This is a genomic window from Nocardioides daphniae (genome assembly GCF_004777465.1).
In the GTDB taxonomy this organism is placed as follows: Bacteria; Actinomycetota; Actinomycetes; order Propionibacteriales; family Nocardioidaceae; genus Nocardioides; species Nocardioides daphniae.
In genome coordinates, this window is the sequence record NZ_CP038462.1 from 728,896 (window position 1) to 751,939 (window position 23,044).

The following is a 23,044-nucleotide window of genomic DNA, read 5'->3' on the forward strand; positions in this document are numbered from 1 at the left end:
TGCCTGAGGAAGAATCGCCGCATGACCTCGACGCGGACCTCGATGCGCACCCCGACGCGCCGCTGGGCAGTGGCCGGCGTCGTCACCGGTGCCACCGGTGTCGCCGCGAGCCAGCTGGTCGCCTCCCTGCTCTCGGTCCGGGAGTCGCCGCTGGTGGCGGTGGCCGAGGTCGCGATCCGCGCCACCCCCGGCCCGCTGGCGAGTCGGGCGATCGAGGTGCTCGGCTCCTCGGCCAAGCCGCTGCTGGTCGGCACCATCGTCGTCGCGCTGCTGGCGTTCTTCGCGGTGGCCGGCTGGCTCTGGGCCCGCCGGACGTGGGCCTCGGTGCTGCTCTGGGTCGGCCTGGGGGCGGTCGGCCTGGGCGCGGTCGCCCTGCGCAACGGCACCGCCCCGTCGGAGACGCTGCCCGTCCTCACCGGCGTCGCGGTCTGGCTGGTCGCCATGCAGGTCTTCGCATGGGTGCTGGCGGAGCCGGCCCCCTCCGCCGACGAGCCCTCCTCCGACGAGCCGGTCGCCGACGCGCCCGGTCGCCGCGGCTTCCTGGCCGCGGTCGCGACCGTCGGTCTGCTGGGTGCCTGCTCGGGCGTCACCGCCCAGTTCCTCGAGCGCCGCAAGGCCGCCGTCCTCGACCGCCGCCGGCTGCTGCGGATCCCCGGGGTGACGCAGCGTACGACGCCGGCGCGGGCCCGCATCGGAGTGCCGGGGGTGACCCCGTGGCGCACCGAGAACGACAACTTCTACCTGATCCACACCGCACTGGCCGTTCCGGCCATCGACCCCGCCAACTGGCGCCTGCGGATCCACGGCATGGTCGACCGCGAGATCGTGCTCACCTTCGACCAGCTGATCGCCCGCAACCTCCAGGAGGAGTGGATGACGCTCAACTGCGTCTCCAACGAGGTCGGTGGCCAGCTGGTCGGCAACGCCTGGTGGAGCGGTGTGATGACGCGCGACCTGCTGCGTGAGGCCGGTCCGCTGCCCGGCGCCGACGCGGTGCTCCAGACCTCCGACGACGGCTGGACCTGCTCGACCCCGCTCGACGCGATGACGGACGACCGCGGCGCGATGATCGCCGTCGCCATGAACGGTGAGCCGCTGCCGCTGGAGCACGGCTTCCCGGCCCGCACGATCGTGCCCGGGCTCTACGGCTACACGTCGGCCTGCAAGTGGGTGGTCGACCTCGAGGTGACCCGTTTCTCCGACGTCCAGTCCTACTGGACGGAGCGTGGGTGGGCCGAGCAGGCGCCCGTACGCCTGGCCTCGCGCATCGACGTGCCGCGCTCGGGCGACGAGGTGCCGTCGGGCCGCCTCGCCGTCGCCGGTGTCGCCTGGCAGCAGACGGTCGGCATCTCCGAGGTCCAGGTCTCCGTCGACGGGGGCGCGTGGACGCCGGGTCGGATCGCCTCACCCAGCACCGACGACACCTGGGTGCAGTGGGCCGCCGACGTACGCGTGGAGCCCGGCGAGCACCGGGTGCGGGTCCGTGCGGTCAGCAAGGCCGGCGAGGTGCAGACCGGCGTCGAGCGCAACCCGCTGCCCGACGGGGCGTCGGGGTGGCACGAGGTCTCGTTCACCGCGGTCGACGACGACCCGCTCTGACCGTGAGGGTTGAGCTCAGTCCTCGTAGACGTAGGTGAGGCCGCCGGACTTCGTCAGCCAGGCCTTCTCGAACTGCGCCCGGTCGTAGGTCCGGCGCACGCCCGCGTTGCTGCTCGCGGCCGGGTCGTTGACGACCACGTCGCCCTTCGCGGTGAAGCCGACCAGGACCATCAGGTGGCCGGCGGTCGAGGAGATGGGGGCGCCGCGCAGGCCGCCCTTGGCGAAGGCGACCGAGACGATCAGCGGGGTGCCGGCCTTGATGAAGGGCTCGGCGGCGCGCAGGTCGGCCAGCCGGGTCACGTAGGTGCGGCGCAGGTGGCTGCCGGCGTGGGCGGCGTTGAACGCCCAGTTGCCGGTGCCGCGGTAGCCGTGGTCGTAGGTCTGCATAGCGGTCCAGTCGACGACGGCGTCGGCGTGGCCGCTCTTGAAGGCGTGGCCGGCTGCCGGGTTGGCGCCGTAGTGCTCGAGCACCATCGCGGTGGAGGTGGGGGAGCACCACGCCTCGCCGCCGTTGCCCCACTCGGGGTGGTGGCCGCGGTGGGTCATCTGCGAGTAGCGGGGCACGTCGATCACGGTGCCGACGACCTTGCCCGGCTTCGAGGTGGTGGTGCGGGCGACGACCTTGCTGGTCATCGCGCCGACGCGGGTGACCTGCGGGCGGGCCGGGGCGCCCTTGCGGCGCATCAGCACGACCTTCACCTGCCAGCCGGTGGCGCCGGCCGAGGAGTTCGCCTTCACGGTGTCGACGGCGACGCGGGCGAGGTCGTCGCCCTGCGCAGCGAGGCTCGTGCGCTTGAAGAAGGTGTTGTCCTTGGTCCAGCGGGCCACGGTGTCCCAGCTGCCGGTGGTGGTGCGGGTGCCGGACTTCGTCCGCAGCCGCACCTGCACCTCGACCAGGCTGCGGCCGGGCGTCTTCGCCTGCCACGAGGGGATCAGCTCGGTGAAGGCGAACTTCTCGTCCACCCACGGCGACGTCCAGGTGCCGACGTCGTACGTCGTGGTGCCCAGCTTGCGGGTCGCCTTCGGGTAGCGCAGGCGCACGGCGTCACCGGAGACGACGGCACCGGAGCGGCTGCCCCGGGCGAAGTCGGCGGCCAGGTCGAAGGAGGTGTGGCGGACCTGGGTGGTCTCGGCCTTCTTCCTGGCAGCCTGGGCTGACTGGCCTGCCTGGGCGGCGGGGACGCTCGAGACGGCCAACGTCACGCCGAGGGCGCAGGTCAGGAGCGTGGCAAGGGAGTTCCGAGAGGTTCGCAGCAGAGGACGCACCGGTCGACCATAAGTCACATCTGCCACAGCAGTCACAGGAACGGGTGCGGGCGTCAGCCGCGGAGCGACGATGCGCGCGCCGCGCCGCGGCCCCTCTAGACTCGCGGGCGTGAGCCTGCGCATCTACGACACCGCGACCCGAGAGGTCCGTGACTTCGTCCCCCTCGTCGAGGGCAAGGTCGGTCTGTACGTCTGCGGCCTCACCGTGCAGAGCGAGCCGCACGTCGGCCACGTCCGCTCGGGGGTCAACTTCGACGTCCTCCAGCGCTGGTTGCGCGTGCTCGGCAACGACGTCACGTTCATCCGCAACACCACCGACATCGACGACAAGATCCTCGCCAAGGCCGCCGAGCAGGGCCGTCCTTGGTACAACCTCGCCTACGACATGCACCGCGAGCTGACGAAGGCGTACGCCGCCCTCAACGTCGCCGCCCCGACCTACGAGCCCGCGGCCACCGGTCACGTGCCGGAGATGGTCGAGCTGATCGAGGCGCTGATCGAGCGCGGCCACGCCTACCCGGCGGCCGACGGCTCGGGTGACGTCTACTTCGACGTCCGCTCCTTCGCCGACTACGGCGCCCTGACCCGTCAGAAGGTCGAGGACATGGAGGCCGCCCCCGACGCGGACCCGCGCGGCAAGCGTGACCCGCGCGACTTCGCGCTGTGGAAGGGCTGGAAGTCGGCGACCGAGCCGCGTACGGCGTCGTGGCCCTCGCCCTGGGGACGCGGTCGCCCCGGCTGGCACATCGAGTGCTCGGCGATGGCGGCCAAGTACCTCGGCGACGCCTTCGACATCCACGGCGGAGGCATGGACCTGCGCTTCCCGCACCACGAGAACGAGCAGGCCCAGTCGCGCGCGGCCGGCCAGGGCTTCGCCTCCTACTGGATGCACAACGCCTGGATCACCACGGCCGGCGAGAAGATGAGCAAGTCGCTCGGCAACTCGCTCACCATCCCCGCGGTGCTGCAGAAGTACCGCGGCATCGAGCTGCGCTACTACCTGGTGCAGGCGCACTACCGCAGCCACGTCGAGTTCTCCTTCGAGGCGCTCGACGAGGCCGTCACCGGCTTCGGCCGCATCGAGTCGTTCCTGGAGCGGGTGGACGCCGACGGGCGGGCCGCGGGCGGCGTCACGCTCGCCGACCTCCCCGACGCCTTCGTCGCCGCGATGAACGACGACATCGGTACGCCGGCGGCCGTCGCGGTCATCCACGACACCGTCCGTGCGGGCAACAAGGCGCTGGCCGACGGCGACGACGCCACCGCGCAGCGCGCCGCGAAGGAGGTGCTGGCGATGCTCGACGTCTTCGGCCTGCACCCCGCCGACCCCGCCTGGGCGCAGGGTGCGGGTGGCGACACCGACCGACTCACCGAGGCGGTCGACGCCCTGGTCGCCGGCCTGCTCGAGCAGCGCCAGCAGGCCCGGGCCGACAAGGACTTCGCCGCTGCCGACGCGATCCGTGACCGGATCAAGGCAGCTGGCATCGAGATCGAGGACACTCCGCAGGGGCCGCGCTGGTCGCTGGGGCAGTCCTCCACCCACTGAACGCGAGGACTCTCCAATGGCAGGCAACTCCAACCGCAAGGGCGCGATCCGCAAGCAGAAGAAGGGCGCGACCGTCGGCACCGGCGGCCACGTCCGTCGCGGGCTGGAGGGCAAGGGTCCGACGCCCAAGGCCTCCGAGCGGCCGTACCACAAGCAGTACAAGATCAAGGCGAAGCAGGAGAAGGTCGCCGCGACCAAGCCCCGTCGCGCCCCGAAGTCGACCGACGCCGAGTGGGCCGCCGGCCGCAACTCCGTCGTCGAGGTGCTGCGCGCCCAGATCCCCGTGACCGCGGTCTACGTCGCCGAGGGCGCGAGACGGTCGTCTGCGGGAGGCCTTCAAGCTGGCCGCCGAGCAGGGGCTGAACATGCTCGAGGTCACCCGCGGCGAGATGGACCGGATGACCGGCGGCGCCGTCCACCAGGGACTGGCCGCGCGATTGCCCGCGTACGAGTACGCCCACCCCGACGACCTGCTCGAGCGTGCGACGGACAACGACGAGGTGCCGCTGATCCTGGCGCTCGACTCGATCACCGACCCGCGCAACCTCGGTGCCGCGATTCGTTCGGCCGCTGGCTTCGGCGCCCACGGCGTCCTGATCCCCGAGCGTCGTGCCGCCGGCATGACCGCCTCGGCGTGGAAGACGTCGGGGTGCCGCCGCCCGCATCCCGGTCGCCCAGACCGTCAACCTGGTCCGCCAGCTGAAGGCCTACCAGGCGGCTGGCTGCATGGTCATCGGCCTCGACGCCGAGGGCGACGTGACGCTGCCCGAGCTCTGCACGCCCGAGGGCCTGGCAGGCGGCCCGCTGGTCGTCGTGGTCGGGTCGGAGGGCAAGGGGCTCTCGCGCCTGGTCACCGAGACCTGCGACCAGATCGTCTCCATCCCGATGGTCAACGACCTGGAGTCGCTCAACGCGGGTGTCGCCGCCTCGGTGACGCTGTACGCGATCTCCAGGCCCGCGGCTGACGCCAAGACCGGCTGCGTAGGTCGACCCGTGCCCCGTCCCTCCAGGCCCCAGGTGGTGCGCTGGCTGGTGCTGCTGGCCGTGTGGCTGGTGACGGCGGTCGTGGTCGGCTCGGCGCTCTTCTTCAACTCCAGCCGCAACGTCCCGCTGGCCGGGCACGACGCCGAGGTGAGCCCGACGCTCAGCGGGCACGCGGTCCTCGAGACCGGCCCGGTGCTGCCGGACGTGCGCTTCGACCTGCCCGGTCGCCTCGGCGTCACCATCGTGCTCGGCAAGACCGATGCCGAGTCGACCGAGGAGCTCTTCGCCCGCTACGCGCTGATCGCCTCCAACGTTGAGCCGCAGGTCGCCGGCGTACGGGACGCGGTCGTCGAGCTCGCCCTCGCCTCCGCGTTGCGTGGCCTGGCTGCTGGCTCGTTGCCGGTGATCGTCCACCTGCTGCTGGGGCCGGCTCGTCGCCGCGACCTGTGGGAGGACCTGCGCACGCTGCGTCCCCGCCCCGTGCTCGCCGTCGCGCTCGTGCTCGCCGCGATCGTCGCGCTGTGGCAGCCCTGGCTCGACGAGGAGCCGGAGGTCGCGCGCACCCGCTCGTGGATGCCGCTGCAGGAGTTCCTCGGCGACGAGGTGCCGGTGCCCGAGCAGGCCCGGCGCGTCGAGGTCAGTGCCGACAGCACCGCCACCGGCACCCAGCGCCTGATCGGGAGCGCGCTCGACACCTACGCCAAGTCGCAGGTCTTCTACGACGCCGCTGTCGAGAAGGCCGCCGACCTCGAGGTGCGGGAGCCGGCCGACGACGAGACCGTCGCGCTGCTGGTCTCCGACCGCCACGACAACGTCGGGATGGACCGGGTGGCCGGGCGGTCGCCGACCGCGCCGGCGCGACCACCTTCCTCGGTGGCGGCGACGACACCTCGACGGGCAAGGCCTGGGAGGCATTCTCGCTCGACTCGATGGACAAGACCTTCGGTGACATGGAGCGCTGGTTCGTCACCGGCAACCACGACCACGGCTCCTTCGTCGGTGACTACCTGGTCGGCAAGGGGTGGACCGAGCTCGACGGCGAGGTCGTCGAGGGGCCCGGTGGCGGGACGTTGCTCGGCTTCCCGGACCCGCGCAGCAGCGGGCTGGGCAGCTGGCGCGACGAGAAGGGGGTCTCCTTCGCCGAGGCCGCACAGACCGTCGCCGACGTGGCCTGCGACTCCCAGGAGGCGGGGGAGCGGGTCAACACCCTGCTCGTCCACGACGCCAACCTCGGGAAGGTCGCGCTGGAGCTGCGCTGCGCCGACCTGGTGGTGGGCGGCCACACCACGTCCCGGCCGGCCCGACCGCCGTCGAGGGCGAGGACGGCCAGCTCGGCTACACCTTCACCAACGGCACCACGGGTGGGGCGGCGTACGCGATCGCGGTCGGCAGCAAGCCGCGCCGCGACGCCTCCATGACGCTCGTGACCTACGACGGGGCGGGCCGCCCGGCCGGAGTCCAGGTCGTGCGGCTGCTCACCGACGGACGCTTCCAGGTCGACCCGTACGCCGCGCTCTCCCTGCCCGAGGGCGTCTGAGAGGTCGCGCTCCTCGGCCGAGCTGGTCCAGACCGCGGTGGCGCAGGGCGAACGCCCGTACGTCGCTGTGACCTCAGTCACACGGTTTGCGTGCGTTGGCGAAGCGTTGTCGCCGAGGTCTGCTCCTGAATCGCCGGATCCGGCATCGTATATCTCCAATAATTGGTAGGGATCCCCAATTTTAGGGACACTCGAGAACAGTCTCTGCACTCGTTGCCTTCCAGGGAGGCACCCCCATGCGACGCATTCTCGTACTCCTCGTCATCGCGGGCCTGGCAGCCCTCTCCGTCGGTCCGGCCCACGCGCTGCGCAAGGCCACCAACGGCAACGACGTGATCCGCGGCAACGCCAAGGCCAACACCGTGCGCGCCTTCGGCGGCCACGACCGGGTCTCCGTCCTGGGGGGCCGCGACCTCGTCTACGCCGGCTCCGGCAACGACTCGATCTGGGGCGGCCCCGGCGGGGACCGGCTCCACCTCGGTGACGGTACGGACCGTGGCTACGGCGACGCGGGCAACGACCTGCTCCTGGGCCAGGGCGGCAACGACCAGCTCTGGGGTGGCGGCGGACGCGACGCCGTCCACGGCGGCCCGGCCAATGACCGGATCCACGGCGGTCCCGGCGACGACGACGTCAAGATCGGTGCCATCCGTGGCCTCACCGGCTCTGACGGCCACGACCAGATCTTCGGCGAGGCCGGCAACGACTACCTGCTCGGTGGGCGTGGCAACGACAAGGCCTGGGGCGGCGACGACAACGACCTCTTCTACCTCGGCCAGGGCGATGACCTGGGCCACGGTGACGCCGGCAACGACGACCTCTACGGCGACGCGGGCAACGACGAGCTGCACGGCGACGCCGGCAGCGACATCATCTTCGGCGGCTTCGGCGACGACCTGGTCCTCGGTGGCGACGGCAACGACAACCGCCGCCGCGCCGGCAAGCCCAACGAGCCCGGCGGCCTCTACGGCAGCGAGGGCAACGACCGCGTCTACGGCGGCAACGGCAACGACCACGTCTCCGGCGGCCCGGGCAACGACCGTGTCTACGGTGGCGCGGGCGACGACGAGCTCGACGGCGACATGGGCGCCGACCTGCTGGTCGACGACACCGGTGACGACGACAACATCACCGGCGACGAGGGCAACGACGTCTTCTACATGGGCCCCGGTCGTGACCAGGTCTACGGCGAGGAGGGCGACGACGTCATCTACGTGCACAACGACGGTGACGCCGACCGCATCCACTGCAACGACGGCTACGACCGCGTCTACTTCGTCGGCTCGCGCGACGCCAACGACGGCATCCAGCTCTACGGTGGCGCCATCGACTGCGAGGTCGTCAAGGTGATCCCGCGCTCGGCCGCCCCCAGCGACTGGCCCTACTGAGCGGGCGACTCGTCCGGCACCAGCCCGGCGGCGCGGGCCGGGGCTGCGTACTCCTCGGCCAGGCTGGCCACCGTGTGGTGCGCGTTGAGCCCTGACGGGTTCGGCACCACCCACAGCTCGGCGCTGCCGAGCGGCTCGGGCTGACGGCCGGTCGTGGCCCTGGGCCGTCCGAAGGCCTGCCGGTAGGCGGTGATCCCCGCGACCGCGACGACCCTGGGCCGCACCCGCTCGACCAACGCGGCCAAGGCCTCGCCGCCCTCGCGCAACTCGTCCCGGGTCAGCTCGTCGGCGCGGGCGGTGGCACGACGTACGAGGTTGGTGATGCCGATGCCGCGCTCGCGCATCGCGTCGCGGTCCTCCGGCGTCATCCCCGCCGAGGGGTCGATGCGGCGGTCGATGATCCCGGCCAGGTGCAGCGCCGGGTAGAAGCGGTTGACCGGGTGGGCGAAGTGGGTCTGCGTCGCAGCGGTCCACAGCCCCGGGTTGATGCCGACGAAGAGCAGGCGTACGTCGTCGCCGAGCAGGTCCGGGACCTCCGTGTCGCGGTAGGACTCGAGCTCAGCGCGGGAGAAACGGGCCATGGCGCGAGGGTAGTCACCCGGTGGAACCGGTCGAGCACGGCTATCGTCAGATCACCATGACCATCTCTGCGGACACCGCCACCGTCGCACGCACCGCCGTCGCCCGCACCGCCGGGCTCCTGCTGGTCGCCGGCCTCGCCCTCGGGACGCTGGTCGCCTGCGGCACCGACGAGGCCACCACCGAGCCGGACGACACGGGCGCCCCGTCGCCCAGCGAGTCTCAGTCACCCACCGGGTCGCCGAGCGACGGCGAGGCTGCCTTCACCGAGGTCGCCACCTTCACCGACACCCGGATCAAGGTCCGCGAGGCCGGGGGCGCGACCGTCCCCCTCGCCAGCTCCGCCGACGTCAAGGCGTGGCTGGCGCCCGCCAAGGCACCGGCCTCGTTGATCCACGACGTGCAGGAGGCCGTCGAGCGCGAGCCCGACAAGAACCTGCAGGGGGCCGTGCTGTGGGTGGGCTGCGACGCCCCCTCCGACTGGACGGTCGTGCCGGTGGGCGACTCCTACGAGGTGCGGGTCAGCCCGCCCAAGCATCAGACCCAGTGCCTGGCCCCGATGACCTGGCTCGCCCTGGTCGCCGTCGACTGACGGGGTCGGCGTGGGCGTCTGGAACACGTTCGTCGAGGGCGACAACCTCGAGGTGATGGCCGGCCTCGAGCCCGGCTCGTTCGACCTGGTGTGCAGCGACCCGCCCTACAACACCGGCTCGCTCTTCTCGTACGTCGACGACTTCCGCGGCCCGGACGGGGGCCGTGCCGGGCGCCACCAGGCGTGGGTCGACTTCATGCGCCCGCGGCTCGAGGCGGTGCGTGAGCTGCTCGCCCCCTCCGGCGCCGTCTTCCTGAGCATCGACGACAATGAGCAGGCGCGGTTGCGGCTGCTGATGGACGAGGTCTTCGGCGAGCAGAACTTCCTCGCCCAGGTCGTCGTCAACCTCAACGCCAAGGGCCGCCAGCTCGGCAGCGGCTTCGCCACCAACCACGAGTACCTGCTCGTGTACGCCCGGGACGCCCGCGCCTGCGTCCTCGACGCCCGCACCCCCGACACCGTCGACCCCGACGACTTCCCGCAGACCGCCGACGACGGCCGCGCCTTCCGGCACCTGCCGCTGCGCAACACGAACAAGAAGTTCAACCCGGTCTCCACCCCGACCATGCACTTCCCGCTCTGGGGCGACCCGGTCAGCGGGCGGGTGGCCAGCGAGCCGTTCGACGGCGGCCAGGAGATCACCCCGGTCTTCGGCGACGGGCGACCGGCGGTGTGGCGGTGGTCGCGGCCCCTGGTCGACGCCCGCCCCGACGACCTGGTCTGCCGGGAGATCCGTGGCAAGCACGGTCCGCGCGTCGACGTCTTCCAGCGCGACTGGCTCGAGGCGCCGGGCGGGCGCCGCAAGAAGCTGCGCACGATCTGGCTGGCCGAGGAGGTCGGCTCCACCGACACCGCGGTGGCCGAGCTGAAGAGCGTGGTCGGCCACGTCTTCGAGTCGCCCAAGCCGACCGGGCTGGCCCGCCGGATCCTGCGCACGATGCCGGCCGACGCGCGCGTCCTCGACCCCTTCGCCGGCAGCGGCACCACCGGCCACGCGGTGGCGCTGCTCAACGTCGAGGACGGCGGCTCTCGCACCTGCCTGTCGATCAACGTGGCCGAGCCGGTCCGGCCCGGCTCCAACGCCGCCCTGGCCGGGCTGGCCACGGTCGCCGACATCACCCGCGCCCGGCTGCGGGCGGTCGCCGAGCAGGTGGGCGGCGGTCTCGAGGAACGCTGACGGCCCGCGGTCAGCGGGCGAGCGACGTACGCAGCTCGTCGACGACCGAGTCGACGACGGCGACGAGGTCCCCGGCGCTGGCCTCGGCGACCCGCCGCTGCCGCTGGTAGCTGGCGCCGGAGCGTACGACGTCCTCGACGCTGCGCAGCTCGTCCACGCAGTCGAGGCGCCGGGCCACCGGTTCCAGCCGCTCGAGGGTGTCGGTCAGGTCGTCGGTGACGAGCCGCTCGCGGTTGTCGGCGTCGAGGATCACGATGGCGTCGAGGCCGTAGCGGGCCGCACGCCACTTGTTCTCCTGCACGTGCCACGGCGGCATCGTCGGGACCTCCTCGCCGGCCGCGAGCCGGGTGTCGAGGTCGACCACCAGGCAGTGCACCAGCGCCGTCAACGCGCCGAGCTCCTCCACGGTGGAGACGCCGTCGCAGACCCGGGTCTCGACGGTGCCCAGGTGCGGCGCGGGCCGGATGTCCCACCGGATCTCATCGATGTGGTCGATGACCCCGGTGGTGAGCTGGTCGTCGGCGAACGACTCGAACTGCTGCCAGGTCTCGAACTGGAAGGGCAGCCCGGCGGTCGGCAGCTGCTGGAACATCAAGGCCCGGTTGGAGGCGTAGCCGGTGTCGACCCCGCCCCAGATCGGCGAGGAGGCCGACAGTGCGAGCAGGTGCGGGTAGTGGTTGAGCAGACCGTTGAGCACCCCCATGACCCGCTTCTCCTCGGGCAGCCCGACGTGCACGTGGACGCCCCAGATCAACATCTGCCGGCCCCAGTACTGGGTGCGGTTGATCAGCTCGGCGTAGCGGTGCCGCGGGTGAGCTCCTGCGCGGTCCAGTCGGCGAAGGGTGGGCGCCGCCGCCGAAGAGGTCGACCCCCATCTCGTCGGCGACGGGCAGCAGGGCGCGCAACGTCGTACGCATCTGGTCCATCGCCTCGGCGGTCGTGCCGCAAATCCCGGTCACCACCTCGACGGTTTGCGCAGCATCTCGCGGTGCAGCCGCTCGGGGTGCGGCAGGCCGGGCTGGGCTGCCGCGAAGAACTCGCGGGCCGCCGTTGACCAGGTCGCGGGAGGTGCGGTCGACCAGCGCGAGCTCCCACTCGACGCCCAGGGTCGGACGGGGGGAAGGGGTGAAGTCGATGCGCACCCCACCACCCTAGGCGCGGGCGGGTGCGACGGGTTGAACGCAACTGGCACCATGACGCAGGTGCCCCAGTCACCACCCGAAGTGGACGTGAAGGAACTCAACCTCACGATCGACCTGTGCCTGCGCATCGGCGAGATGCTGCTCTCCAACGGCGCGGGCGCGGCGGACGTGACCGCCACGATGCGGGCGGTGGCCCAGCACCTGGGGCTGCGCCGCCACAGCGACATCGACGTGACCTTCACGCAGGTCTCGATGAGCTACCAGTACGACGCCGCGGAGCCGACGCTGGTGATGATCCGGCAGGTCGCCCAGCGCACCATCGACTACGACGACCTGACCAACGTCGACCACCTGGTCCGTGACCTGCTGGCCGCGAGCTCGACCTCTACCTGGCCCGCACCCGGATGGCCACCATCGTCTCGGTCGCGCCGCCCACCCGGCGATGGCTGATCACCGTCGCGACCGGCGTCACCTGCGCCTCCGTCGTCGGCCTCTTCCTGGGCGGCAACTGGCTGGTGGTGCTCAGCGCCTTCGTCGCGGCCATGGCGATCGACCAGGCCCAGCTGCTGCTCGCCCCAGCGGCTCCCGCTCTTCTACCTCCAGGTCGTGCGGCATCATCGCCAGCCTGATGGCAGTCGCGGTCGCGGCCCTGCCGCTCGACGTCGATCCTCACTGGTGGTCACGGCCAACATCGTCATGCTGCTCGCCGGGGTCGGCTTCATGGGTGCGCTGCAGGACGCCCTGTCGGGCTTCTACCTGACCGGCACGGCCCGGATCACCGAGGCGATCATGGCCACCGTCGGCATCGTCGCCGGCGTCAGTGGCGGCCTCTCGTTCGGCGCGATGGTCGGCCTCGACATCGGCACCTACGAGCCGGGCCGCTCGGGGTGGCAAGGGCTCGGCGTGCTGATCCTGGGCTCGGCGCTCTGCTCGGCCGCCTTTGCCTTCTCGGTGTACGCCCCGCGCCGGGCCGCTCCCCATCGCGGTGATCGGTGGTGCCTCCTCGCGGCCTACCGGCTGGTGGTGGAGGCCGGGATGGAGCGCCCGCTGGCGGCCGCCGTCGCGGCCTTCTTCATCGGCGTCGTCAGCTACTCGGTCGCCGGCCGGGTGCGGGTCCCGCCGCTGGTCGTGGTGGTGCCCGCGGTCGTCCCGCTGCTGCCGGGCCTCACGATCTACCGCGGCCTCTCGCTCCTGCTCAAAGGCGGGGAGGCGACCTCGCTGGGCCTGCTGGCCATGGTCACCGCCGCCTCGGTCGCGCTCGCGCTGGCCGCCGGCGTGATCCTGGGCGAGTTCGTCGCCCAGCCGGTCAAGCGCGAGGCGCGCCGCCTCGAGCAGCGGCTCGCCGGTCCGCGCCTGGTCGGTGTCTCCCGGGCTCGGTCACGCGCCAGCGAGCGGGAGCGCCGGCGGCGACTGGGGCCGCGTACGGAGTCGGAGGCCTGAGCCCGAGGTCTGAGCCCGGCCCGCCGGCTCAGCGGGCGTCGAAGCGCTTGCTGAGCCTGGCCGCGACGTCCTGGTAGCGCGCGCCGACCAGCTTGGCGAGCGTGTGGACGACGTGGGCGTCGGCCCCGACCAGCACCCGCGGCTTGCCGGCCAGCATGCCGCGCAGGATCACCCGGGCCGCCTCGTCGGGGGTGGTGCGGGCGAGCTGCTCGTCGAACTTGCGGGCCAGCTCGGACTGGTCCTCCCCGGGGGCGCAGCGACCGTTGCGGGCAATCGCGGTCTTGATGCCGCCGGGGTGCACGACGGTCACGTGCACGGGGTGGCCGGCGACGAGCATCTCCTCGCGCAGCGACTCGCTCAGCCCGCGGACCGCGTACTTCGAGGCGTTGTAGAGGCTCTGCGACGGCATCGACACCAGCCCGAAGAGCGACGAGACGTTGACCAGGTGGCCGTCGCCGGAGGCGATCAGGTGGGGCAGGAAGGCTCGGGAGCCGTGCACGACGCCCCAGAAGTTGATCGCCATGATCCACTCCATGTCCTTGGGCTCCAGGTCGAGGAAGTCGCCCGACAGGGAGACACCGGCGTTGTTGATCACCGCGTCGACCCAGCCGTAGTGCTCGACCACGGCGTCGGCCCAGGCGTGGACCGCCTCCGCGCTGGCGACGTCGACGACCTCGGTGTGCACCGACTTCGCGCCGACCTGGCTGGCGAGCAGCGCGGTCTCGGCCAGGGACGGCGCGTCGATGTCGCTCAACGCGAGCCGCGACCCCTGCTGCGCGCACCGCAGGGCCAGCGCGCGGCCGATCCCCGACCCGGCTCCGGTGATGACGACGACCTTGCCGCTCAGACTCCTCATGGGGCGCGACAGTAGCGCCCCCGGGCCGAGACCGGCGACGTCCTCGCCGGGACGTGGGACGATGGGTGGATGGCGACGAACGACAAGGACGCCGGCACCGGATCGGCGGTCGACCTCACGCTCGAGGAGTGTCACACGCTCCTGCACAGCCAACCCGTCGGACGGGTGGGTTTCCAGACGCCCGACGGGCCGCGGATCGTCCCGGTCAACTTCAGCGTCGACGACGCGGGGGCGATCGAGTTCCGCACCACCTCCTACTCGGAGCTGGCGTCGTACGCCCCGGGCGCGGCCGTGGCGTTCGAGGTCGACGAGCTCGACCCCGAGCACCATGCCGGGTGGAGCGTGGTCGCCCTCGGCACCTGCGAGCGGGTGATGGAGAAGGACGGTGCGGTCTTCGGTGCAGCGTCGGAGCCGCGTACGACGCCGTGGGCCGGCGGCCGCCGCCCGATGCTGCTGCGGATCCCCTCACCGACGCTGAGTGGACGCCGGGTCGGCCCCGGTCAGGCGGGCCACGAGGTGCACCATCCCGACGCCCGCCCCGACGCCCGCCCCGACGCCCGCCCCGACGGTCGGTGAGCCGACCGGAGGGTTCGGGCTCGGCTTCCTCGTCAGGGCACAATGGGCGCACGATGTCCGCGCCCCCTGCTGCCACCCCTGAGCCCACCGCCCAGGCCACCCTGGCGATCACCTACCCCGAGCACCTCCCGGTCTCCCAGCGGCGCGACGACATCGCCGAGGCGATCCGCGACCACCAGGTCGTGATCGTGGCCGGCGAGACCGGCTCGGGCAAGACGACGCAGCTGCCCAAGATCTGCCTGGAGCTCGGCCGTGGCCGTCGCCGAGGGCGCGGCGACCGGGCCGCCGGCGGACTCATCGGCCACACCCAGCCGCGCCGGATCGCGGCCCGCTCGGTCGCCGAGCGGATCACCGAGGAGCTCGCCGCCGACGGCATCGGCGAGGGCCTCGGTGACGTGGTCGGCTACCAGGTGCGCTTCACCGACCAGACCTCGCGCTCGTCGCGGGTCAAGCTGATGACCGACGGCATCCTGCTCGCCGAGCTGCAGCGCGACCGGATGCTGCGCAAGTACGACACGATCATCATCGACGAGGCCCACGAGCGCAGCCTCAACATCGACTTCCTGCTCGGCTACCTGCGTCGGCTGCTGCCGAAGCGCCCCGACCTCAAGCTGATCGTCACCTCCGCCACCATCGACGTGGAGCGCTTCGCCGCGCACTTCGCGGCGCCCGACGGGACGCCGGCGCCGATCATCGAGGTCTCCGGGCGGACGTACCCCGTCGAGGTCCGCTACCGCCCGCTGATGGAGCTCGGCTCCACCGACGAGGAGGGCGAGCCGGTCGTCCGCGACCAGACCGAGGCGATCGTCGAGGCCGTGCGCGAGCTCTCCGCCGAGGGGCCCGGCGACGTGCTCGTCTTCCTGCCCGGCGAGCGCGAGATCCGCGACACCGCCGATGCCTTCGAGTCGCTCAAGTCCGACCGGCTCGAGATCGTGCCGCTCTACTCGCGGCTCTCCGCCGCCGAGCAGCACCGCGTCTTCTCCTCGCACCCCTCGACGGTGCGCCGCGTCGTGCTCGCCACCAACGTCGCCGAGACGTCGCTGACCGTGCCCGGCATCAAGTACGTCGTTGACACCGGCGTCGCGCGCATCTCGCGCTACTCGGTGCGCACGAAGGTGCAGCGGCTGCCGATCGAGCCGATCAGCCAGGCCAGCGCCAACCAGCGCTCGGGCCGCTGCGGCCGCGTCAGCGAGGGCGTCGCGATCCGGCTCTACTCCGAGGAAGACTTCGAGGGCCGCCCCGAGTTCACCGACCCCGAGATCCTGCGCACCAACCTGGCCAGCGTCATCCTGCAGATGACCTCGCTCGGCCTGGGCGACATCGCCCGCTTCCCGTTCGTCGAGCCGCCGGACAAGCGCAACGTCACCGCCGGCGTCCAGCTGCTCGAGGACTGGGTGCCTTCTCGACGAAGGCCAGCGACCAGCGTCGCCTCACCAGCTGGGCCAGCGTCTGGCCCGACTGCCGATCGACCCCCGTCTGGGCCGGATGATCCTGGAGGCGGATCGGCTCGGCTGCGTGCGCGACGTCATCGTCATCGCCGCCCCCTCTCGCTGCAGGACCCGCGCGAGCGCCCGGCCGAGGCGCAGGCGCAGGCCGACCAGCTCCACGCCCGCTTCAAGGACAAGACGTCGGACTTCCTGACGTGGCTCAACCTGTGGCAGTACCTGCGGACGCAGCAGCGTGAGCTCTCCTCGTCGGCCTTCCGGCGGATGTGCAAGCGGGAGTACCTCAACTACCTGCGGGTGCGCGAGTGGCAGGACTTCGAGTCGCAGCTGCGCCAGGTCTGCAAGGAGATGAAGGTCGACCTCGGCCAGGCCCGGGGAAGCCACGACGTCGCCGAGGACGGCGAGGGCGGGGCGGCGTACGACGCCGACGGCATCCACCAGGCGCTGCTCGCCGGGCTCCTCTCGCACGTCGGTGCCCTGGAGGAGCGCGAGCGCCCGCGGCCGGGCGCGAAGCCGACCGAGCGCCGTGCGATGCGTGAATACCTGGGGGCGAGGGGGTCGCGCTTCGCGATCTTCCCCGGCAGCGCGTTGAAGGGGGCCAACCCGGCCTTCGTGATGGCCGGCGAGCTGGTGGAGACGTCGCGGCTGTGGGCCCGGCAGAACGCCGCGATCAACCCGGAGTGGGCCGAGCGCCTCGGCGCCCACCTGGTGAAGCGCAGCTACTCCGAGCCGGCCTGGTCGAAGAAGCGGGCCGCCGTGACCGCGCTGGAGAAGGTGACGCTCTACGGCGTCCCGCTGGTCTCCGACCGCCCGGTCAACTACGGCCGCATCGACCCCGAGGTGTCGCGCGAGCTCTTCATCCGCCACGCGCTGGTGCAGGGGGAGTGGGGCGAGCTGACCTCGGGGCGGCACAAGTTCTTCACCCGCAACAACGAGATGCTGGCCCAGGCCGAGGAGCTGGAGCACCGTGCCCGGCGCCGCGACATCGTGGTCGACGAGCACACCCTCTTCGACTTCTACGACCAGCGGATCCCGGCCGACGTCGTCTCGGGGGCGCACTTCAACGCGTGGTGGAAGGACGAGCGCCGCAAGCGGCCCGAGCTGCTCACCTTCGACCTGGAGATGCTGACCAACCAGGCCGCCGACGAGGTCGCGGCGAGCGACTTCCCGACACAGTGGCACGGCGAGGCGCTGACCTTCCCGATCAGCTACCACTTCGAGCCGGGGGCGGCCGACGACGGCCTCACCATCGAGGTGCCGGTGGCGACCCTCAACCAGGTCGAGGCCGACGACTTCTCGTGGCTGGTGCCGGGGCTGCGCGAGGAGCTGGTCGTCAACCTGATCCGTACGCTGCCGAAGCCGCTGCGGGTCTCGTTCGTGCCCGCACCCAACACGGCCAAGGCGTTCCTGGCGGCCGTGCCGCCGGGGAGGAGCCGCTGCTGGACTCCCTGGAGCGCTTCCTGCGCGCGACCACCGGCGTGCACGTGCCGCGCGAGGCGTGGGAGCTCGACAAGCTGCCCGCACACCTGCGCCCCACCTTCAAGGTGGTCGCCGACAACGGCAAGGTCGCCGCGACCGGCAAGGACCTCGACGCCCTCAAGGCGCCACTGCGGCCGAAGTTCGCTGCCGCGATGGCCGAGGTCGCCCAGGACACCGGCGTCACCGCCACCGGTCAGACGTCGTGGACCTTCGGCACGATCGAGAGCTCGTTCACTCAGCGTCGGGCCGGCCACGAGGTACGCGGCTTCCCGGCGCTCACCGACGAGGGATCGACCGTGGGGCTGGGTGTCTTCGGCTCCGCGGAGGAGGCCGCTGCCCGACACCGTCTGGGCGTACGCGCCTCCTGCTGCTCGCGCTGCCCAGCGCCGAGCCGCTGCTCAGCGGACTCTCCAACCTGGAGAAGCTTGCCCTGGCGTCGTCGCCCTACCCGACCGTGCAGGAGATGGTCGAGGACCTGCGGGCCGCCGTCGTCAGCGACGTCGTCGACGCGCGCCCGGTCGTGCGCGACCAGGCGGCGTACGACGCGCTGCTCGCCGTGGCTCGCACCGAGCTGGACCGGATGCTGCCCACCGCCTTCGCCGACCTGGCGAAGGTGCTGGCCGCGTGGCGGGAGACCGAGAAGGCGCTGTCAGGTCGGGCGGACCTGCACACCCCCCTGCCGGCGCTCACCGACATGAAGGCGCAGCTCGAGCGGTTGGTGCACCGCGGCTTCCTCGGCGAGGCCGGCGCCGCGCAGTTGCGGCACTACCCGCGCTACCTGGCCGCGATCGTCCACCGCCGGGACAAGCTCGCCGCGCAGGTCGCCCGCGACCGCCAGCTCATGGACCAGGTCGCCGACCTCCAGGACTCCTGGCTCCATCAGGTCGCCGCGCTGCCCGCCGGGCGTCCACCGAACGCGAACCTGCGCGAGGCCCGCTGGATGCTCGAGGAGTACCGCGTGCAGCTCTGGGCGCAGCACCTGGGCACCTCGATGAAGGTGAGCGACCAGAGGATCCGCAAGGCGCTGGGCTGACCAGTGCTGGCCTACGTCCGCCGGTGGAATCTCAGGTCGCCGTTGGCGAGTGTGGTGAGGTCGTACGCGGTGTCGTGGGCGCGGTGGTGGTGTCGGCTGCAGAGGAGCGCTGCGTTGTCGAGATCGGTGACCCCGCCGTGGGCCCAGGGGACGAGGTGGTGGGCCTCGGACCAGGTGCCGGGGATGTCGCAGCCTTCGGCGCGGCAGGTGCCGTCGCGCAGGGCGAGGGCCCGGCGTTGGGCCTTGGTGAAGAGCCGGGAGGCGCGTCCGACGTCGAGGACCTCGCCGTGGGTGCCGAGGACGGCGGGGATGATCCGGGCGGTGCAGGCCAGGCGTCGGGCGTGGGCGGCGGTGATGGTGTCGAACCCGTCACCGGGGGTGGCGTTGTCGATCGTGGCCACACCGAGGTCGCGCTTCAACGCCTCGAACGGGATGGTGACCATGACGTGCGTGGCGTCGCCACCGTGGATGGGCAGGCGCGTGGGGTCGAGGGTCTCGAGGAGCTGGGTGAAGGCCTCAGCCATGCGGCGGGGTTGGGTGACCCGGGCCCCGAACCCCGCAGGCTTCTCGTCCTCTTGGTCGGTCGCGTTGGCACGTACCGCCCCGTCGGCCAGGCGCGGGTTGGTGAAGGCGTGAAGGTAGGTCCCCAGCCGGGCGGCGGTGGCGTCGGGCACGACTGCGGTGATCCGGGTGGTGCCGTCGCCCAGGGCCCGCATCCGCAGGCGCTGCCGCTCGCTGGCGTGCTTCTCGGCATCGGCCAGCCGGCGGGCTTCTTCGTCCTCGAACCGGTCGGGGTCGACGACCTCGAGGATCCGGCGGCCGAGCTTGGCCAGGTCGCTGGGGTCGTGGTCGGCGGCGAGCTCGACCAGCTTGGCCTCGGCGGCCTCGATCACGTCACAACCGACCCGGTCCGGGATCGCCTCGACGGCAGCCGCGATCACGCGGGCCTGCGCAATCGTCACCGGCCCTCGCGCACACCCGCCGCCAACGTCGGCCGCTCCCGGTCCAACGCCTCGGCCAGGCGCAGGTCAGCGGCGGCGTCGGCGCGACGTACGTGCCCGTGGTGGGCCAGCCAGGTCGCGATCGACCGGAATCCCTCGCCTTCGGCCACGTCGCCCGCGGCGGCCATCACCCGCATCCGCAGTTCGGCGGTGCGCGACTCGACCTCCAGCAGCGACAGCAGCGCACTGGCCTTCTCGTCGGTGCTCATGAACGTCGGGTTCACGTCGCACACCGACTTCAGCGACGCACTCATCTCCTCGGCGACCTCGTTCACCGGATGCATGACCCACCTCCTCGACAACGACGACGAGCACCACCACACGTGGCACCCACTCGTTCGCTGCTCCTGGAGGCCCGGCACCCGAGCTATCACGTCACCCTCGCAACTGGCCCCACCGTCTCCGGCTGCCCCTCGAGAGAGGCCCGGTGTCCTGGGAGGAACCTGACACCCACATTATTCGAATGTGTGTTCGAACAGCAGTCCCAGAATGGGGTATCCGCACGGCCTTCGGGGACCCGTCACGACCTCACCCGCTGCGGCGTACCGTGGGGCGCATGAGTGACAGCCCCGCCGCACGCCCTCACCACCGCCCGGTGGTGCGCACCGACGCCTTCTTCGAGGAGATGACCGGCAGCGACCCGGCGCAGGTCCGCGAGGCGGGCGAGCTGGCCGCGACGATGCTCGTGCGCGGCGTACGCCGTGAGGGCGACGAGGTGCTCATCGACCGCGTCGTGCGCCTCGCCGAGACCGAAGGGCTGGAGGTGCTCGCCGACATCTGGTCCGGGTCGCCGAGCGACTCGCTGGCCGGCACGCTGTGGCGGCTCTACCTGCTGACCACCTGGGTGAAGGGCAACCCGCGTCGGGTCGCCGAGGAGTTCCGCGCCGGTCGCGGGACCGCCCAGGCCGCCGGCGTCGTGGCCGGCGTCGCCGACCCGCCCGGCCCCGAGCAGGTGCTGGTGATGGTCGACGAGGTGCTCCACGGCATCGTGCGCGGCGACTTCGTCGACGTGCTCCACCGCACCGCCGCCTTCGCCCACGTCGTCGCCACCGGCCGCGCCCACCTCGGCCACGCGAGCCACGACGAGACCGTCCGGATGCTCCAGCTCGCCGAGCAACTCGAGGCCGCGTCGCGCCTCGAGTCGCGTGGCGCGCTCGTCTGAACCAGCGGCCAGCATTCCCGCTGGTCCGTGTGAGAACGAACTCGCGCGAGGGGCTCGCGGCCTCACCGACCGCGGCATAGACTCTCCACGTGCGCCGGGCTGCTGAAGCCCCGGGTCCCAAAATTAGCCGCTACGAGCGGCCACGCGCCGAGAGGTGCTCTCGGCCCGGCGCACCCCACTCCTCCCGCGGCACCGCCGCTACGCTGCCGGGCATGGGCCCTCTCCGCACCTCTGTCCAGCGTCTGGTCCGTCGAGCGATCGCGTCGTCCTCGCCGACCGTCCGCCGCATGCCGAGCGGCCGCCCCGCGCGCTACGTCCAGCCGGGCGGGCGCGCCCGTCCGCAGCCCACCCAGGAGCGTCCCGTCGTGCAGTACGCCGTCGAGGTCGACGGCGAGCCCGACCCGGGCGAGGTCGTCTGGGGCTGGGTGCCCTACGAGGACGACCCCACGCGCGGCAAGGACCGCCCCGTGCTGCTCCTGGCGCACCACGACTCCGAGTGGGTCGGACTCATGCTCAGCAGCCAGGACCACACCCGCGACCCCGAGCGTGAGGCCCGCCACGGCCGTCACTGGATGGACGTCGGCGCCGGTGGCTGGGACCGCGAGGGTCGCCCCAGCGAGGTCCGCCTCGACCGGCTGCTCCGCCTCGACGACGCCTCGATCCGGCGCGAGGGCGCCGCGCTGCCCAGGCCGGTCTTCGACCAGGTGGTGGCCCGCGCCAAGCAGTTCCACGACCTCGGATGAGCCGACCTCGGCGGCGTCGGCCACTCACCCGACGGTCGGTAGGCTGACCCGGCGACACACCCCGCGCACCTCCGTGCGCGCTCGGCCTGAAAGAGATGATCCCCGCCCCATGACGACCCGCCGCCCTGCCCTGGTCCTGGCCTCGCTGCTCACCTCGCGCTCACCGCGAGCGCCTGCACGAATGGCGAGAAGGAGCCCACCGGCGGGCCCAGCGGCACCCCGAGCCCGACCATCGCCGCGGAGCCGGACAACCTCAGCTTCGGCGTCTTCGGGACCGAGGCCGAGATGGTGGCGTGGGACTCGGTGCTCCGCGACTTCAACGACGGCAACCGCAGCACCCGGGCCAACCTGGTCGAGTGGACGTCGCAGAAGGCGGGGCGTGACGCGCTGGCCAGCGGCGACCCCGAGCAGGTGCCCGACGTCTTCCTGCTCTCGCGCACCGACCTGCGCCTCGCGATGGACGAGGAGCTGACGCGCCCGGTGAGCGAGCTGCTCGACGAGCGCGGCGTAGACTTCGGCGACAAGTTCTCCCGCGACGCGGTGGAGTCCTTCAGCCTCGACGGCGACCTGCAGTGCATGGCGTACTCGATCTCGCCGACGGTCATGTTCATCAACGAGAAGTTCGTCGACTTCGACGCGATGACCGAGCGTGGCCTCGACGTCTCCTCGCGCTGGGACCGCTGGCGGATGCCGCAGTTCGCGGAGGCGGCCCGCTTCGGCACCCGTCCCGTACGCGGCGTCTCCGGCGTCCACATCGACGCCACGGTCGAGGGGCTCGCCCCCTTCATCCTGTCCGCAGGCGGCTCGCTCTTCGACGACGACAAGCAACCGACGTCGCTGAACTTCTCCTCCGGCGAGACCCGCGAGGCGCTCGAGGAGGCCCTGCCGGTGCTGCGCGACGCCAGCATCACGTTGCCGGAGGACAAGCTGGCCAAGCGCTCGGCGCTCGAGTGGTTCAAGCGCGGCAAGGTCTCGATGATCGCCGGCCAGCGCGCCCTCGTCCCCGAGCTGCGCCGCGAGAAGAACCTGCAGTTCAACGTCATGCCGATGCCCTACCTGGGCAGCGCCGCCACCGTCGGTGACGTGCACGGCCTCTGCATCTCCGCCGAGACCGAGCACCCCGGCCAGGCGGCCGACCTGATCGCCCACCTCGTCGGCGACAAGGCCACGGTCGAGGTCACGAAGGCCGGCGCGATCGTGCCCGCCAACCTGACGGTGGCCGCCTCCGACGACTTCCTGCAGAAGGGCCAGATGCCGGCCCGCTCGCGGGTCTTCAACTCCGCGATCCGCGGCATCGAGTTCCCGCCGCTGGTGGCGTCGTGGGACGAGCTCGAGAAGGCGGTGCGTCCGTTCGTCCGCCAGCTGCTGCTCGACCCGGGCGAGATCGACCTCGAGGCGATCACCGAGAAGATCGACGAGGCCTCGCGCACCGTGCTGAGCCCCGAGACCCTCGAGCCGAGCGAGAGCCCCGACGACCAGGAGTGACGCCCGCCGTCCGG

General features: G+C 72.0%; 17 protein-coding genes and 4 pseudogenes. 15 read left to right on the top strand and 6 right to left on the bottom strand.

Annotated features, from left to right (window positions below; all coding sequences use genetic code 11):
- Positions 1-21: 21 nt before the first annotated feature.
- Positions 22-1,599, top strand: a complete 1,578-nt coding sequence (locus E2C04_RS03570; RefSeq protein WP_229721333.1) for a molybdopterin-dependent oxidoreductase — start codon at positions 22-24, stop codon at positions 1,597-1,599.
- Positions 1,600-1,614: 15 nt separating this feature from the next.
- Here E2C04_RS03570 and E2C04_RS03575 read toward each other — a convergent pair whose 3' ends face one another.
- The gene (locus tag E2C04_RS03575) at positions 1,615-2,802 is read right to left on the bottom strand and encodes a peptidase C39 family protein (RefSeq protein WP_238694412.1); all 1,188 of its coding nucleotides are present in this window, start codon (positions 2,800-2,802) and stop codon (positions 1,615-1,617) included.
- Positions 2,803-2,974: 172 nt separating this feature from the next.
- Between E2C04_RS03575 and cysS the strand changes: the two genes are divergently transcribed.
- From cysS to E2C04_RS03590, 3 genes and pseudogenes are all read left to right on the top strand, one after another.
- Positions 2,975-4,411 (top strand): cysteine--tRNA ligase, encoded by a 1,437-nt coding sequence (cysS, locus tag E2C04_RS03580; RefSeq protein ID WP_135831572.1) that lies wholly within the window; start codon positions 2,975-2,977, stop codon positions 4,409-4,411.
- Between the two features lie 16 nt (positions 4,412-4,427).
- Positions 4,428-5,365, top strand: a pseudogene (gene rlmB / locus E2C04_RS03585) (23S rRNA (guanosine(2251)-2'-O)-methyltransferase RlmB); the annotation flags it as partial.
- Between the two features lie 1,803 nt (positions 5,366-7,168).
- Positions 7,169-8,320: a calcium-binding protein gene (locus tag E2C04_RS03590; RefSeq protein ID WP_135831573.1), complete on the top strand. Its 1,152-nt coding sequence runs from the start codon at positions 7,169-7,171 to the stop codon at positions 8,318-8,320.
- On the opposite strand, the gene E2C04_RS03595 is transcribed toward E2C04_RS03590, so the two are convergent.
- Positions 8,314-8,901 carry a mismatch-specific DNA-glycosylase gene (locus E2C04_RS03595; RefSeq protein WP_135831574.1) on the bottom strand — a complete coding sequence of 196 codons (588 nt, stop codon included), beginning with the start codon at positions 8,899-8,901 and terminating at the stop codon, positions 8,314-8,316. The two genes, E2C04_RS03590 and E2C04_RS03595, sit on opposite strands and share 7 nt — an antisense overlap.
- Before the next feature lie 56 nt (positions 8,902-8,957).
- Here E2C04_RS03595 and E2C04_RS03600 point away from each other — a divergent pair, with 56 nt between their 5' ends.
- Both E2C04_RS03600 and E2C04_RS03605 read left to right on the top strand, forming a co-directional pair.
- Positions 8,958-9,491 (top strand): hypothetical protein, encoded by a 534-nt coding sequence (locus E2C04_RS03600; protein ID WP_135831575.1) that lies wholly within the window; start codon positions 8,958-8,960, stop codon positions 9,489-9,491.
- A gap of 10 nt (positions 9,492-9,501) precedes the next feature.
- Entirely contained in the window at positions 9,502-10,668 is a 1,167-nt protein-coding gene (locus tag E2C04_RS03605; protein ID WP_135831576.1) for a site-specific DNA-methyltransferase, read from the top strand.
- A 10-nt stretch (positions 10,669-10,678) separates the two neighbouring features.
- On the opposite strand, the pseudogene E2C04_RS03610 reads toward E2C04_RS03605, so the two are convergent.
- Positions 10,679-11,810, bottom strand: a pseudogene (locus E2C04_RS03610) (glutamate--cysteine ligase).
- Between the two features lie 87 nt (positions 11,811-11,897).
- On the opposite strand from E2C04_RS03610, the gene E2C04_RS20685 reads away from it, so the two are divergent.
- The 3 genes from E2C04_RS20685 to E2C04_RS19195 are packed head-to-tail and all read left to right on the top strand — an operon-like array spanning position 11,898 to position 13,250.
- Positions 11,898-12,260, top strand: coding sequence for a threonine/serine exporter family protein (locus tag E2C04_RS20685; protein WP_275106555.1), 363 nt, complete (start codon positions 11,898-11,900; stop codon positions 12,258-12,260).
- Positions 12,215-12,439, top strand: coding sequence for a threonine/serine exporter family protein (locus tag E2C04_RS20690; protein ID WP_275106556.1), 225 nt, complete (start codon positions 12,215-12,217; stop codon positions 12,437-12,439). Before E2C04_RS20685 ends, E2C04_RS20690 begins: the two co-directional genes overlap by 46 nt.
- 46 nt (positions 12,440-12,485) lie before the next feature.
- Complete coding sequence (locus tag E2C04_RS19195; RefSeq protein WP_275106557.1) at positions 12,486-13,250, top strand: threonine/serine exporter family protein; 765 nt, start codon at positions 12,486-12,488, stop codon at positions 13,248-13,250.
- A 28-nt stretch (positions 13,251-13,278) separates the two neighbouring features.
- Here E2C04_RS19195 and E2C04_RS03620 read toward each other — a convergent pair whose 3' ends face one another.
- A complete protein-coding gene (locus tag E2C04_RS03620) occupies positions 13,279-14,106 on the bottom strand; it encodes an SDR family NAD(P)-dependent oxidoreductase (RefSeq protein ID WP_135831577.1) in 828 nt (275 codons plus the stop codon).
- A gap of 69 nt (positions 14,107-14,175) precedes the next feature.
- Here E2C04_RS03620 and E2C04_RS03625 point away from each other — a divergent pair, with 69 nt between their 5' ends.
- From E2C04_RS03625 to E2C04_RS21215, 3 genes and pseudogenes are all read left to right on the top strand, one after another.
- Entirely contained in the window at positions 14,176-14,682 is a 507-nt protein-coding gene (locus E2C04_RS03625) for a pyridoxamine 5'-phosphate oxidase family protein (protein ID WP_135831578.1), read from the top strand.
- 53 nt (positions 14,683-14,735) lie between these two features.
- Positions 14,736-17,498 (top strand): annotated as a pseudogene (hrpA, locus tag E2C04_RS22235) (ATP-dependent RNA helicase HrpA); the annotation flags it as partial.
- Between the two features lie 107 nt (positions 17,499-17,605).
- Positions 17,606-18,639, top strand: a pseudogene (locus tag E2C04_RS21215) (DUF3418 domain-containing protein).
- A gap of 11 nt (positions 18,640-18,650) precedes the next feature.
- Here E2C04_RS21215 and E2C04_RS03635 read toward each other — a convergent pair.
- Together E2C04_RS03635 and E2C04_RS03640 are read right to left on the bottom strand one after the other, a co-directional pair.
- Positions 18,651-19,601, bottom strand: coding sequence for an HNH endonuclease signature motif containing protein (locus E2C04_RS03635; RefSeq protein ID WP_135831579.1), 951 nt, complete (start codon positions 19,599-19,601; stop codon positions 18,651-18,653).
- Positions 19,598-19,924 carry a DUF222 domain-containing protein gene (locus E2C04_RS03640; protein WP_135831580.1) on the bottom strand — a complete coding sequence of 109 codons (327 nt, stop codon included), beginning with the start codon at positions 19,922-19,924 and terminating at the stop codon, positions 19,598-19,600. Before E2C04_RS03640 ends, E2C04_RS03635 begins: the two co-directional genes overlap by 4 nt.
- A gap of 272 nt (positions 19,925-20,196) precedes the next feature.
- On the opposite strand from E2C04_RS03640, the gene E2C04_RS03645 reads away from it, so the two are divergent.
- The 3 genes from E2C04_RS03645 (at position 20,197) to E2C04_RS03655 (ending at position 23,030) form a co-directional block, all read left to right on the top strand.
- Positions 20,197-20,802 (top strand): hypothetical protein, encoded by a 606-nt coding sequence (locus E2C04_RS03645; protein WP_135831581.1) that lies wholly within the window; start codon positions 20,197-20,199, stop codon positions 20,800-20,802.
- A gap of 287 nt (positions 20,803-21,089) precedes the next feature.
- Complete coding sequence (locus E2C04_RS03650; RefSeq protein ID WP_238694413.1) at positions 21,090-21,545, top strand: type II toxin-antitoxin system PemK/MazF family toxin; 456 nt, start codon at positions 21,090-21,092, stop codon at positions 21,543-21,545.
- A gap of 285 nt (positions 21,546-21,830) precedes the next feature.
- A complete protein-coding gene (locus E2C04_RS03655; RefSeq protein ID WP_135831582.1) occupies positions 21,831-23,030 on the top strand; it encodes an ABC transporter substrate-binding protein in 1,200 nt (399 codons plus the stop codon).
- Positions 23,031-23,044 lie beyond the last annotated feature (14 nt).